Genomic DNA, 13,979 nt, shown 5'->3' with positions numbered 1-13,979 from the left:
AAGCATCGTGGCACGTTATATCGGACCTAAAGCAAAACTTTCCCGCCGTGAAGGTACGGACCTGTTCCTGAAGAGCGCACGCCGCTCGCTGGATTCCAAGTGCAAACTGGATTCCAAGCCAGGTCAACATGGCCGCACATCCGGTGCACGTACCTCCGACTACGGTAACCAATTGCGCGAAAAGCAAAAGGTCAAGCGTATGTACGGCATTCTGGAACGTCAGTTCCGTCGTTATTTCGCAGAAGCCGACCGTCGCAAGGGCAACACTGGCGAAACGCTGCTGCGTTTGCTGGAAGCGCGTCTGGACAACGTCGTCTATCGCATGGGTTTCGGTTCGACCCGCGCTGAGAGCCGTCAGCTGGTTTCGCACAAAGCATTCACCGTCAACGGCAACGTTGTCAACATCGCTTCGTACCAAGTCAAGACCGGCGACGTGATCGCTGTTCGTGAAAAAGCCAAGAAGCAAGTGCGTATCGTTGAAGCGCTGCAACTGGCCGAACAAGGCGGCATGCCATCGTGGGTTTCGGTTGATGCGAAGAAGATGGAAGGTACTTTCAAGTCCCTGCCAGACCGTAACGAAATCGCTAACGACGTCAACGAATCGCTGATCGTCGAACTGTATTCGCGTTAATTTTAGTTTTTCGGCCGCAGCTGGAAGCAGCTGCGGCCGTTTCATCAGGGTGCCTCTGACTATCCTAGCGATGGTCGGCGGCGCCCTTAATGCCATCAGCCTTATCGGTGTAACGAGCCGAGGGTATTGAAGAGGACATTTCATGCAAAACAGCTTGTTGAAGCCACGTATTATCGAAGTAGAAGCACTGGGTGCCGGCCACGCTAAAGTCGTGATGGAACCGTTTGAACGTGGCTACGGCCACACGCTGGGCAACGCACTGCGCCGCGTCCTGCTGTCATCGATGGTTGGCTACGCGCCGACTGAAGTGACTATCGCCGGTGTGGTTCATGAATACTCGTCGCTCGACGGCGTGCAGGAAGACGTAGTCGATATCCTGTTGAACCTGAAGGGCGTCGTGTTCAAGCTGCATAACCGCGACGAAGTAACACTGACATTGAAAAAAGATGGCGAAGGCGCTGTGCTGGCTTCCGACATCGATCTGCCGCATGACGTAGAGCTGGTCAATCCGGATCACGTGATTGCTCACCTGACTGCCGGTGGCGCACTCGACATGCAGATCAAGGTTGAAAAAGGCCGTGGCTATGTGCCGGGCAACGTTCGCCGCCTGACTGAAGATGCCAACAAGACTATCGGCCGCATCATTCTGGACGCATCGTTCTCGCCAGTACGCCGTGTTTCCTACGCTGTTGAATCGGCGCGTGTGGAACAGCGTACCGACCTGGACAAGCTGGTCATCAACATTGAAACCAATGGCGTGATCACACCGGAAGAAGCGATTCGTCAATCGGCGCGCGTGCTGGTTGACCAGTTGAACGTGTTCGCTGCACTGGAAGGCACTGAAGCTGCTGCTGAAGCGCCATCCCGCGCACCGCAAGTCGATCCAATCCTGTTGCGTCCGGTCGACGACCTGGAGCTGACAGTACGTTCGGCCAACTGCCTGAAAGCAGAAAACATTTACTACATTGGCGATCTGATCCAGCGTAGCGAAAATGAACTGCTGAAGACGCCAAACCTGGGCCGCAAGTCCTTGAACGAAATCAAGGAAGTTCTGGCATCCCGTGGTTTGACACTGGGCATGAAGCTGGAAAACTGGCCGCCTGCAGGCCTGGAAAAGTAATATTTGTAGTTAGCCTGGGGGTGGGATAGAATCCTGCCCCTGAGCTTGTTTTGCTCTTGTTGTATCCATTGCTGTATTTATTGTTGTACTAATTTCAACCGGCCCGCGACCTGGCAATGCCAAAGTCGATCGAAGAGCTGGATGTAAACTCAAAAACTGAAAGGAATTACCATGCGTCACCGTCACGGCCTTCGTAAATTAAATCGTACCTCTTCCCACCGTCTGGCCATGTTGCGCAACATGACTGTTTCGCTGCTGCGTCACGAAGCAATCAAGACCACTTTGCCTAAGGCAAAGGAACTGCGTCGCGTGATCGAACCGATCCTGACACTGGGCAAGACCGACACCCTGGCCAACAAGCGCCTGGCATTCGCTCGCCTGCGCGACCGCGAAATGGTCCTGAAGCTGTTCGCTGAACTGGGCCCACGCTACGCTAACCGTAACGGCGGTTACCTGCGCATCCTGAAAATGGGTTTCCGCGTTGGCGATAACGCGCCAATGGCTTACATCGAACTGATGGACCGTCCGGAAATCAGCGACGACGCTGAAGTACCGACAGCTGACTAAGCTTAAGTATCCAAGCTGCGTTAAAATCAAAAGCCAGGCCTAGCCTGGCTTTTTTGCGTTCTGCGCGCTGATGTACAGTCATGCGGCGCACTGTAAGGATAAATCAAAGAGTTCGACTATGTCAGAAGCCTTGCTTATACTCACCAGCTTGCCCGATCTCGCCAGCGCGCAGGCATTGGCGCGGCAACTGGTGGAGCGCAAGCTGGCGGCCTGTGTCAATATCCTGCCGGCGGTGCAATCCGTATATCGCTGGCAAGGCCAGGTTGAACAAGCGGTCGAAACGACCTTGCTGATCAAGACTGCCGCACATCGCTACGCGGAACTGGAAGGTGCTATCACGGCCGCCCATCCGTATGCGGTGCCGGAAATAATTGCGTTACCGATCGTGGCCGGCTTGCCGGCCTACCTGAACTGGATTACTGCAGAAACCCAAAAGGACGTGAATGTTTAAGTCTCTCAAGCAATTGTCTGTGCTGTTCGCCATGCTGTTCGCATTTACCCTGGCGCATGCCGATGAAGACGATTACCTGGCGCCGGAAGTGGCCTTCAAGTTTTCCGCCCGCATGGCCGACGCCAAGACCGCGGAGGTGACCTACGCCATCGCCGACGGCTACTACATGTACCGCGAGCGCTTCCACTTCAAGGCCGAAGGCGCTACGCTGGGCGAGCCGCAGATCCCGGCCGGCACCGTCAAGTTCGACCAGACCTTCAACAAGAATGTCGAAACCTATCATCACACGGTCACCATCCGCCTGCCGGTCGAGGCTAGCGGCAGCTTCACGCTGATTTCCACCGGCCAGGGATGCGCCGACAAGGGCTTGTGCTACCCGCCCATGGATTCCCGCATCAGTCTCTCCCCTACCGGCGGCAGCGCAGCTGGCGGGCTGCTGAGCGCCATGGGTATCGCCAAAGGCGGCAGCGCCGCGATGGATACGCCGCAAGCGCCGGCAGCCAGCAATGCCGCGGACGTCGCCCAGGCTGCGGCCAGCGTGCCGCCATCCGCTGCGCCTGACTCGGAAAGCGGCCGCATCGAATCGTCGCTGAAGGGCGGCAAGCTGCTGGTTATCATGCCGCTGTTCCTGCTGCTGGGCCTGGGCTTGGCGTTCACGCCTTGCGTGCTGCCGATGGTGCCTATCCTGTCGTCGATCATCGTCGGCGAAGGCACGCAAGTCAGCCGCCGCCGCGGCTTCCTGCTCTCGGTTACTTATGCGCTTGGCATGGCGCTGGTCTACACCGCGCTGGGCGTCGCCGCAGGCCTGGCCGGCGAAGGTCTGGCCGCGACTTTGCAGAATCCCTGGGTATTGTCGGCGTTTGCGCTGCTGATGGTGCTGATGTCGTTCTCGATGTTCGGCTTTTACCAGCTGCAGCTGCCGGCCGCATTCCAGACCAGACTGAGCAAGGCTTCCGACCAGCAATCCGCGGGCAAGCTGCTCGGCGTGTTTGTGATGGGTGCGATCTCGGCGCTGATCGTTGGCCCTTGCGTAGCGGCGCCGCTGGCCGGGGCGCTGGTGTACATCAGTCAGACACGCGACGTCGTGATCGGCGGCAGCGCCCTGTTTGCGATGGCGGTCGGCATGAGCGTGCCCTTGATACTGGTGGGGATCTCCGCCGGTTCGCTGCTGCCGCGCGCGGGCGCCTGGATGGAGTCGGTCAAGCGCTTCTTCGGCGTGCTGATGCTGGCAGTGGCGGTGTGGATGGTGTCGCCGGTGATTCCTGCTCTGGCGCAGATGCTGTGCTGGGCGGCTATAGGCATCGGCTACGGCGCCTACCTGCTGTGGGATAAATCATCGACCGCCTGGTTCGCCAAGGCCTTTGGCGTGGCATTCATGGTGTGCGGCGTGGTGCAGCTGGCCGGCGCCATGACCGGCGGCCGCGACGTGCTGGCGCCGCTGGCGCAGCTGGGAGGCGGCAAGCAGGAAAGCGCCCAGGCCCAGTTCATCCGCGTCAAGTCGGTGGCGGAACTGGATGCGGCGCTGGCCCAGACCAATGGCAAGACCGCCTTGCTGGATTTCTATGCCGACTGGTGCGTTTCCTGCAAGGAGATGGAAAAATTCACCTTCACCGATCCACGCGTGCAGGCGCGCTTCGGCCAGATGGTCTTGCTGCAGATTGACGTCACCGCCAACAATGCGGACGATAAGGCCATGCTCAAGCGCTTCAATCTGTTTGGGCCGCCAGGCATCATCCTCTTTGACGGCAAGGGCCAGGAAGCGCCACATGGGCGCGTGATCGGTTACCAGAATGCCGATAAGTTCCTGCAATCGTTATCGCTGCTGGATAGCTGATTGCTATACCGTTCGCTTTCAAGCGGAAATTTCTAAACTAATCGGCCCATCTTCTATCCAACCTGGGGTTATGTAGATAGTCGATAAAATTCTTTAGGCTGTGGCCGTCGCAAGGCTATAGTTTTAGTTCGATGCGTTCCGCAATCACCATGCAATCCAAAGGAGACTGAAATGACTTTACGCCTTGGCGATGTCGCCCCCGATTTTGAGCAGGACTCTTCGCTCGGCAAGATCAATTTCTACGATTGGGCCGGGACTTCCTGGGTGGTGCTGTTTTCGCATCCTGCCGATTTCACGCCTGTCTGCACGACAGAGCTCGGCTTGACCTCGAAACTGAAATCGCAGTTCGAACAGCGCGGCGTCAAAGTGATTGCCCTGTCTGTCGATCCTGCCGACAAGCACCAGGAATGGATCAAGGATATCAACGAAACGCAAAACACCGTGGTCGGTTTCCCGATCATTGCGGACGCTGACCGCAAGGTGTCGGAGCTGTACGACCTGATCCACCCGAATGCCAGCGCTACCGCGACCGTGCGCTCGCTGTTCGTGATCGATCCGGCCAAGAAAGTACGCCTGATCATCACTTATCCGGCCAGTACCGGCCGCAACTTCGACGAGATCCTGCGCGTCATCGATTCCCTGCAGCTGACCGACAATTATTCGGTGGCCACGCCCGGCAACTGGAAAGACGGCGAGGATGTGGTGATCGTGCCGTCGCTGCAGGACCCCGAGGTGCTCAAGCAGAAATTCCCCAAGGGTTTCAAGGCGATCCGTCCTTACCTGCGCCTGACGCCGCAGCCTAATCGCGACTGATTGCCTGCTGCAGTTTTTTGCAGCATCTCGAAAAAAAGCCCCGCCGGTTTCCCTGCGGGGCTTTTTCTTGATACGCCGGAAAGCGCTAGCGCCGGTCCAGCGCCTGGCTTTCCAGGTAGCGCCGGCGCTGGAAGAAGACCAGCATGACAACGATCACCAGCGCCATGCTGCCCATCGTCAGCCAGAAGCCGAGCGCATTTTTGAGCAAAGGCATGACTTCGAAATTCATGCCGAAGATCCCGGTGATCAAGGTCAGCGGCATGAATAATGCAGTGATGACGGTCAGCGTACGCATGATTTCGTTGGTGCGGTGGGCGACTGCGGAAAAATGAATCTGCACCGCCGATTCGATCGACGATTCCAGGCGGCGCGCGTGGTTCAGCACCCGCGTAATATGCTCCATCACATCATTGATGCGCACCAGCAGCAAGTCTTTGGCACGGCTGATCTCGATGCCGTCGTCGATGTCGACGAAGTAGTCGCGCAGCTCCTGCATGGCGTCGTGCTGCTCTTCGCACAGGTTCTCCAGCTTGCGCAATTCGATGCGCGCATCCAGCAGCGCCATCCAGTCCTTGAACGGCCGGCGCGGATCCAGCAGGGCGCGCTGCCAGCGGTCCAGCTGCGTGGTCAGCGGCTGCCGCAGGTCCAGGTACTGGTCGACCATGGCATTGATCAGGCGCAGCAGCAAATCCTCCGGCGAGGCCGGCAGGCGTATCGCGTGCGGCGTTTTCTCGGTCTTGTTGCACAGGTCCAGCAGGCGCGTGCGCGTGGCGTCGATGGTGCGGCTGTAGCGCTCGTGGACGGTAACCAGGGCATGATCCATGATCAGGAAAGTCACCGGCTGGGTCGCCAGTTTGCTCAGGGCGGCTGGAATCTTGCGCTTGCTGCCCTCGCTGTCGATGGTAGCTGCCGGCGCCGCCGCAGGCTTGTCGCCGCTGCTTGCCGCTGCTTGAGAATTACCATTGCCGCCAGCGCCGTTCAGCATCAGCTTGCGGAACACCACCATGCCGTAATCCTGGGTTGAATCGAAATACGAAGGATGATTCGGATTGAGCGTATCGGTCATGTGCGGATCGTAGATCTGCACGCCGGTAGCGCGCTCGATAGCGCTGCGCCAGGCTTCCGGGTCGGCCCCTACTTCTTCGTGGGTGGCGTCGATCCAGAGAAAGCCCTTGAGCGGGACAGCGTCCGGAATTTCCAGGCTCTGGCTGACCTGGTTGTCACTGATGAGAAAGATGTCCATGCATTGTCGATGAGCGTTTAAATATGAGCCGGAACGCCATCGTCGAAATCAGCGATGGCATGATGATGGTGGCTTGCGCAGGTCGTGGCCGGCAGCCGGATGATGAATTATGGCAGGAAATAGAGCTGCGCCGCGCGGCTTAGTTGCAGATGCTGCCGCAGACAACAATATAGATAAGCGCGCTCGATCAATTTATGGCGGCCTCAAGTGACGTGCGCTTCCAGCGCGACGCGGATCACGTCGCTGTGGCCTAACGAGGCTTGGGTAACTACATCATCCACGTGTCCACCGGTGGGGGGCTTTACCTGGCGGGCATCAAGGACGTATTTCAGAAGAACTGCGCTGGCTGCTTGAGACGGGAATGTCCACCATTGACAGTACACCCCAGTTTCCCCAACATTGCCGATGCGGATCGCAAGATATCAGTGAATGTCGCAATAAAGCCGCCTTGAAAGTTGGCTGTGAAAAGCCGTCCCAGAAGGGCTACTTCAGCCTGAAATCGGTTTGACTGGTTTGATGTAACAAACGCAGACTATTTTTAAATTTTAAAACTGCACAAATAACCTGAATGACACACGGAGGGTCGATGAGCCGAAAATTGTCTGCAGCCGTAATGTTGGTATTCTTTTCTTGCTTTGCAACCTTGCAATCAACTGCTGCTGAGCCTGCCTTTGATGTAGTCATATTGTCGGGGCGCGTAATGGATCCAGAAAGCATGACCGATCGGATCGCCAATATTGGTATTCGTGACGGGCGCATTGCAGAGATCTCCGCGAGATCCATGACAGGAATGAGAACGATAGATGCTAAAGGCCTGGTCGTAGCGCCGGGTTTCATCGATCTGCACTCTCACGCACAATATGCCCTTGGTTACGATCTTCAGGCGCTGGATGGCGTTACTACTGCTCTTGAGTTGGAAGCTGGTGTTTATCCGGTAAAGCCCTTCTATAAACAAAGGGAGGGGCGCACCCGGATCAATTTCGGCGCCAGCGTCGGTCTGCAGAGCATCCGCGTGAAAATTAAAACTGGCATCGAAGACCCGCAATCTCCGCTGGCGCCTTTCTCGCATTGGGCTGACATCCTTCCGCGCAAGGCGGAGTGGGCCGAATCCGGACTATCGCCGGCGGAACGTGAAGACGAGGATCGCCTGTTCGAACAAGGCTTTGCCGACGGTGGTCTCGGACTAGGCGTGCTATATGAATACCTGCCTGGCATGGGGCGAGACGAGCTGTATGGAGTATTGAAAGTTGCCGGACGCCTTAAGGCGCCTGTATTTGTGCATGCGCGGGCGGTAGAGCGAGCCGACCCCGACCACTTGATGGCGCCAATACAGGAGCTGATCGCAGACTCGGCCGCCACGGGTGCCCCGATCCACATTTGCCACATCGGTAGCAAGGGACTGGGATCGGTGAGCTTGTTACTCGATCTGATCGACAGCGCACGCAAGCACGGCGTGGACGTTAGCACCGAGGTTTATCCCTATGACGCCGGCAGTACGGCCATTGGCAGTGCAGTCTACAATCCCGGTTGGCAAGAGCGTCTGGGTGCAAAATTCGAAGACTTCGAATGGCCCCCGACCGGCGAACGAATGACGGCGGAAAGTTTCGCGCGCTTTCGGCGTGAGAGTCCAGGCACCGCTGCTATCTTGCATCATATTCCCGAAGCGTCGATTGTTGCAGCGGTGGCGCATCGTGGAGTCATGATCGCTTCGGACGCAATACCGCTCGTCAATGGCGCGGGGCACCCCCGTGGCACGGGAACCTTTGCCCGCGTGCTGGGCGTTTATGTACGCGAGAAGCAGGCGCTGACCTTGATGGACGCGATTGGGAAGATGACACTGTTGCCTGCTCAGCGCCTTGAGAACATCGCACCGTCCATGCGTCGCAAAGGCCGTGTGAAGGTTGGCGCCGATGCGGACCTGACTCTGTTTGATCCAGCGACTGTAATCGACAAGGCAACTTATCGGAATCCCGCGAAACCTTCATATGGAATCCCATACGTGCTGGTCGCAGGCGTGCCGGTGGTCGACCACGGCGCGATCGTGGCAACAGCATTCCCGGGACGCGGCGTGCGTTCGGGAGCGGGGAACGCGGATTAAACCGCAGCAAAATAGGTGACGTTCATGTCCCGTCACCAATGCATAGTCGAAGATGGAAAAAGGTATATTGTTCCCGCTTCGCGGGGACAATATGCCTAGTATGCCTTGAGTTTTACCTTAATTTTTGCGTAAGTGGCGCGCAATATCCAACGCAAAATAAGTCAGCACGCCGTCCGCGCCGGCGCGCTTGAATGCCAGCATGGCTTCCATCATGGTCTTGTCGTGGTCCAGCCAGCCATTCTGCGCGGCGGCCTTGATCATGGCGTACTCGCCGCTGACCTGGTAGGCGAAGGTAGGCACCTTGAATTCGTCTTTTACGCGACGGACGATATCCAGGTAAGGCATGCCCGGCTTGACCATCACCATGTCGGCGCCTTCCGCCAGGTCCAGCGCGACTTCATGCAAGGCTTCGTTGCTGTTGGCCGGATCCATCTGGTAGGTGTTCTTGTTGCTCTTGCCGAGCGTCGCGGAAGAACCGACGGCATCGCGGAACGGACCATAGAACGCCGATGCATACTTGGCCGAATACGCCATGATGCGGGTGTAGATATGATGATGCGCTTCCAGCGCGTTGCGCACCGCGCCGATGCGGCCATCCATCATGTCGGACGGCGCCACGATGTCGACGCCGGCGTCGGCCTGGGTCAGCGCCTGCTTGACCAGGATGGCGCAGGTTTCGTCGTTCAAGACATAGCCGTCCGCATTCAGCACGCCGTCCTGGCCGTGGCTGGTGTAGGGGTCGAGGGCGACGTCGGTGAGGATGCCGAGTTCGGGGAAGCGTTGCTTCAGTTCACGTACCGCGCGTGGGATCAATCCTTGCGGGTTGGTGGCTTCGATGCCGTCCGGTGTTTTCAGGGATGGATTGATCACCGGGAACAAGGCGATGACCGGAATGCCCAGCGCTACACATTCTTCCGCCACATTTAACAGCAAGTCAATTGACAGCCGTTCAACACCCGGCATCGAATTGATTTTCTCGCGCTGGTTTTTGCCGTCCAGAATGAAGACCGGATAAATCAGGTCTGCAGTGGTGATTACATTTTCCCGCATCATGGCGCGTGAAAATGCGTCTTTGCGCATGCGGCGCATGCGGATGGCGGGGAACTGGGCGGTTTTATGTGAGTGTGGCATGGCGGTTTCTGAGATGTCGGGTGGGTGGGAGCGGCCTTGCATACAGGCATCGCTAATATTTTCGTCGAAATTAAAAAAATTCGTGAACTTTTTCGGCCTCTACTGGCTCCTAGCAATAGGTGCATCATTCGCCTCCCGCTTCCCTCCCTGAGCGGGGCCGTATCGCTTTTGGTGATAAGGCATTGTGCCCTGGAGATATTCCCCTTTCTCCAGGGCTTTTTTATGTTTAGCGTCCGGACTAAACAGAGCTGTCTTGTTCTCCGGCAGCGTCGTCGGCATCATCTTCCTGACTATCCACTTCGGCCAGCTTGTTCAGGCCGGCCAGTTCCACGATCTTGTCGTTCGCTTCTTCCAGGCCGCTGCGGTTGAGCGCCGAAAACAATTGCACGGTGAACGGCAGCTGCTCATTGTTCTCGTTAACATAGCTTGCCAGGAAAGTGCGCGCTTGACGCAAGGCGTTGGTGGCATCGTTGCGGTTGAGTTTATCCGACTTGCTCAATATGCAATGGATGGGCTTGCCGGTAGGCGCAAACCATTCCACCATCTGGACGTCGAGTTCGGTGAATGGACGGCGCGAGTCGACGATCAGCACCAGCGCGGCCAGCTGCTGGCGGCGGCGCACGTAGTCGCCCAGCAATTGCTGCCAGTGCAGCTTGGCGGAACCGGACACTTCGGCATAGCCGTAGCCGGGCAGGTCGACCAGCAGGGTGCGGATCTCGTCGGTCTTGGTTTCATCCTTGCGGTGCTGGGCGACGTGGGCGCCGCCTATGGAAAAATAGTTGATGTGCTGGGTGCGGCCCGGGGTCTTGGAGGCAAATGCCAGTTTTTTCTGGTTGCACAAAAGATTGATGGCGGTCGACTTGCCGGCGTTGGAACGGCCGGCAAAAGCGATTTCGGGTACTTGCAAGGTTGGCAAGTCACGAAGATGATTGACCGTGGTAAAGAAGCGGGCTTGCCAAAGTAGGGACATGGAATGAGCAGAAAATGCGGTAAGGGGAGGCAAAAATGCCGGAAAGCTATTGTACAATAAGGGGTTATGTACTGCTGTTTCGCTTAGCGTGATTGATGTACGTGAAGGTTTTTGGGAGTCGGGCAATCGATTGAGTTGGCTGGGGTCGCCCCAGCATGGTACCCATCAGGGCAGAATTCTAAAATCAAGTCAGGGTGTTTGAATGAACCGTGCGTTTTTTCCAGTAGTGAAAGCTTTCTTCATTGCAGTCGTCGCGCTTTCCACTGCTGCTCATGCAGCAGACGAACCAAAAGCGGCGCCCGCCAAAGCCGATCCAGCCAAGGGCGAAGCACTCTATACGAATGGCGACCCGGCCCGCAACATCACCGCCTGTATCTCTTGCCACGGCGCCGCCGGCGCCTCGACCATCAGCGCCAACCCGAAACTGGGCGGCCAGCATGAGGCATACATCCATAAGCAGCTGACGAATTTCCAGGGCGCGGACCGTAATAATCCGATCATGTCGCCGCTGGCCAAGATGCTGACTGACGATGAAATGAAAAACATCGCCGCTTACTTGAATGCGCAGCCGGCCAAGCCGGGCGCTGCCAAGGACAAGGATACGCTGGCCCTGGGCAAAAAGATCTATCGCGGCGGCATCGCTGAAAAGAGCGTACCGGCCTGCGCCGGCTGTCACAGCCCGAACGGCGCCGGCATTCCGGCCCAGTTCCCGCGCATCGGCGGCCAGCACCAGGATTATACAGTGACCGAGCTGACCAATTTCCGCAGCGGCGCACGCAAGAACGGGCCGATGATGACGACGATTGCAAAACGCATGTCGGATGATGAAATCAAGGCAGTCGCCGACTATATCGCCGGCCTGAAGTAATAAAATAATAATAAAAATGCATTCAGGGGTGGCCTAGGCCACCCCTTTTTCTTTTCAAAAGACAAACAGGCTATGAGCACAAGCAACAACGAGATCGCAGGTAACGACATCAACACCGCCGGAATACAGCTGAAAACCAGCCGCCGCTGGCTGGCGGATGCCGTTGAATTATTGTCATCGATGCGCTTCGCCATCAGCTTGCTGACGATTATCGCGGTGGCATCGGTGATCGGCACCGTGCTCAAGCAAAACGAGCCGATGCCGAACTATGTCAACCAGTTCGGACCGTTCTGGTTTGAAGTGTTCGGCAAACTGGGCCTGTATGCGGTGTATTCATCGTGGTGGTTCTTGCTGATCATGACCTTTTTGGTGATCTCGACCTCGCTGTGCATCGCCCGCAATGCGCCAAAGATGCTGAAAGACATGCGCAGCTGGCGTGAAAACGTCCGCGAGCAATCACTGCGCAACTTCCATCACAAGGCGGAGTGGACTTCGGCGACGGCGCCGGCGGTACTGACTGGGCAACTGGTGGCGCGGATTGCCGCCAAGGGCTACAAGACCAAGCTGGTGGCCAAGGACAACGCCACCCTGATCACCGCCAAGCAAGGCGCCGCCAACAAATGGGGTTATATCTTTGCTCACAGCGCCATCGTGATCATCTGCATAGGCGGCTTGCTCGATTCCGACCTGCCGATACGCGTGCAGCAATGGATCTACGGCAAGACGCCGTTCAACGGCAGCGGCATCATCGCGGATATTCCCGCGGAACATCGGCTGGGGCTGGGCAACCCGACTTTCCGCGGCAATACCCTGATACCGGAAGGCTCCGCCAGCAGCACCGCCATCATTCCGCAGAAGGATGGCGTGATGATCCAGGACCTGCCGTTCACCATCCAGCTAAAGAAATTCATCATCGATTTCTACAGCACCGGCATGCCCAAGCTGTTCGCCAGCGAAGTCGTGATCCGCGATAACGCCGACGGCCATACTTTCCCGGCCACCATCAAGGTCAACCAGCCGCTGATCTACAAGGGCATCGCGGTGTACCAGTCAAGTTTCGAGGATGGCGGCAGCAAGCTCAGGCTGACGGCTTATCCGATGAGCGGCGCTGCCGAGACCACCTTCCCGGTCAGCGGCGAAGTCAACGGCACGACACCTTTAGCGCACAACGGTAATAACGACTATACGATTGAATGGTCTGGTTTCCGCCCGTTTAACGTAGAGAATATGGCTCAGTCGGGCGACGATCTGCGTGCCGTGACCAAGTCCAAGAGCCTCAACCAGCGCTTGAGCGACGATTTAAGCAACCATCTTGGCAATGCCGCAAAAAGCGCCGTCAAGAAGGACCTGCGCAATGTCGGCCCGAGCGTGCAGTACAAGTTGCGCGACAAGACTGGCCAGGCGCGCGAATTCAGCAACTACATGCAGTCGATCAAGGTCGACGATGCCTATGTCTTCCTGGCCGGCGTGCGCGACACGCCGGACGAAGCGTTCCGCTACCTGCGCATTCCTGCCGACGACGAGGATAGCCTGCAAGAGTGGATGCGCCTGCGCGCCGCCCTGATGAATCCGGAATTGCGCAGCGCGGCGGCACATCGCTACGCGCAGCGCGCGATCCCGGAGAGCCGCGAAGGCATCGCCACCTTGCGGGTACAACTGGAACAATCGGCATTGCGCGGCCTGTCGCTGTTTGCCGGCGACGGTAAAGAGGCCGGCTACATGGCTATTTCCAGGTTCCTGGAGCAGGTGCCGCAGCAGGAGCAGGAAAAGGCCGCGGATATCTTCATGAAGATTCTCAACGGCAGCATGTGGGATCTGTGGCAGGTTGCGCGTGAGAAAGACGGTTTGAAGGAAATGCCGGCAGACGAAAAGCATGCGCGCTTCCTGCAGCTGAGCACCAATGCACTGTCGGATGCAAGCTTCTATAATGCGCCTGTGTACCTGCAGATGACAGGCTTTGACGAAATCAAGGCATCGGTATTCCAGGTTACCCGCTCGCCAGGCAAGAAGGTGGTCTACCTGGGCTGCCTGCTGCTGGTGCTGGGCGTGTTCTCGATGCTGTACGTGCGCGAGCGCAGACTGTGGGTCTGGATCCGTCCCGACAAGGATGCGGCAGGACAGTCGCATGCGCTGATGGCCTTGAGTTCGCAGCGCAAGACGCTGGATTTTGAAAAAGAATTTGAAGTATTGAAAACACAATTGATGCAGGCAGAAGCGGCGCCCAAGGCCTAGTCGCATTGCCCCCGAGGCTGT

The 13,979-nt window shown here is 57.5% G+C and carries 12 protein-coding genes; 9 read left to right on the top strand and 3 right to left on the bottom strand.

Features of this window, described 5'->3' with window-relative positions; genetic code table 11:
* Positions 1-7: 7 nt before the first annotated feature.
* From rpsD to VNZ65_RS20655, 6 genes are all read left to right on the top strand, one after another.
* Positions 8-631 (top strand): 30S ribosomal protein S4, encoded by a 624-nt coding sequence (gene rpsD, locus VNZ65_RS20680; protein WP_061936397.1) that lies wholly within the window; start codon positions 8-10, stop codon positions 629-631.
* Between the two features lie 142 nt (positions 632-773).
* Positions 774-1,751, top strand: a complete 978-nt coding sequence (locus tag VNZ65_RS20675) for a DNA-directed RNA polymerase subunit alpha (protein WP_014004419.1) — start codon at positions 774-776, stop codon at positions 1,749-1,751.
* Between the two features lie 171 nt (positions 1,752-1,922).
* A complete protein-coding gene (rplQ, locus tag VNZ65_RS20670) occupies positions 1,923-2,318 on the top strand; it encodes a 50S ribosomal protein L17 (protein WP_038484690.1) in 396 nt (131 codons plus the stop codon).
* A 118-nt stretch (positions 2,319-2,436) separates the two neighbouring features.
* Entirely contained in the window at positions 2,437-2,769 is a 333-nt protein-coding gene (gene cutA, locus VNZ65_RS20665; RefSeq protein WP_325672383.1) for a divalent-cation tolerance protein CutA, read from the top strand.
* Positions 2,762-4,603, top strand: a complete 1,842-nt coding sequence (dsbD, locus tag VNZ65_RS20660; protein ID WP_325672382.1) for a protein-disulfide reductase DsbD — start codon at positions 2,762-2,764, stop codon at positions 4,601-4,603. Before cutA ends, dsbD begins: the two co-directional genes overlap by 8 nt.
* A 171-nt stretch (positions 4,604-4,774) precedes the next feature.
* On the top strand, positions 4,775-5,416 hold the full coding sequence (locus VNZ65_RS20655; RefSeq protein ID WP_325672380.1) for a peroxiredoxin: 642 nt from the start codon (positions 4,775-4,777) through the stop codon (positions 5,414-5,416).
* Between the two features lie 85 nt (positions 5,417-5,501).
* On the opposite strand, the gene VNZ65_RS20650 is transcribed toward VNZ65_RS20655, so the two are convergent.
* On the bottom strand, positions 5,502-6,659 hold the full coding sequence (locus VNZ65_RS20650) for a magnesium transporter CorA family protein (protein WP_325672378.1): 1,158 nt from the start codon (positions 6,657-6,659) through the stop codon (positions 5,502-5,504).
* Between the two features lie 586 nt (positions 6,660-7,245).
* Here VNZ65_RS20650 and VNZ65_RS20645 point away from each other — a divergent pair.
* Positions 7,246-8,757 (top strand): amidohydrolase family protein, encoded by a 1,512-nt coding sequence (locus tag VNZ65_RS20645; protein WP_325672375.1) that lies wholly within the window; start codon positions 7,246-7,248, stop codon positions 8,755-8,757.
* Between the two features lie 117 nt (positions 8,758-8,874).
* Here the strand turns inward: VNZ65_RS20645 and hemB are convergent, their stop codons facing one another.
* A complete protein-coding gene (gene hemB / locus VNZ65_RS20640) occupies positions 8,875-9,888 on the bottom strand; it encodes a porphobilinogen synthase (protein WP_325672374.1) in 1,014 nt (337 codons plus the stop codon).
* A 238-nt stretch (positions 9,889-10,126) separates the two neighbouring features.
* Positions 10,127-10,858: a ribosome biogenesis GTP-binding protein YihA/YsxC gene (yihA, locus tag VNZ65_RS20635; protein ID WP_325672372.1), complete on the bottom strand. Its 732-nt coding sequence runs from the start codon at positions 10,856-10,858 to the stop codon at positions 10,127-10,129.
* A gap of 202 nt (positions 10,859-11,060) precedes the next feature.
* Here yihA and VNZ65_RS20630 point away from each other — a divergent pair, with 202 nt between their 5' ends.
* Positions 11,061-11,726, top strand: coding sequence for a c-type cytochrome (locus tag VNZ65_RS20630; RefSeq protein ID WP_325672370.1), 666 nt, complete (start codon positions 11,061-11,063; stop codon positions 11,724-11,726).
* 72 nt (positions 11,727-11,798) lie between these two features.
* On the top strand, positions 11,799-13,958 hold the full coding sequence (locus tag VNZ65_RS20625; protein WP_325672368.1) for a cytochrome c biogenesis protein ResB: 2,160 nt from the start codon (positions 11,799-11,801) through the stop codon (positions 13,956-13,958).
* Positions 13,959-13,979: the final 21 nt, after the last annotated feature.

The sequence above is a fragment of the Collimonas sp. genome, from assembly GCF_035566555.1.
Classification (GTDB): domain Bacteria; phylum Pseudomonadota; class Gammaproteobacteria; order Burkholderiales; family Burkholderiaceae_D; genus Collimonas.
The sequence above is the reverse complement of the archived record's forward strand: the minus strand, read 5'-3'. Positions and strand labels throughout refer to the sequence as shown.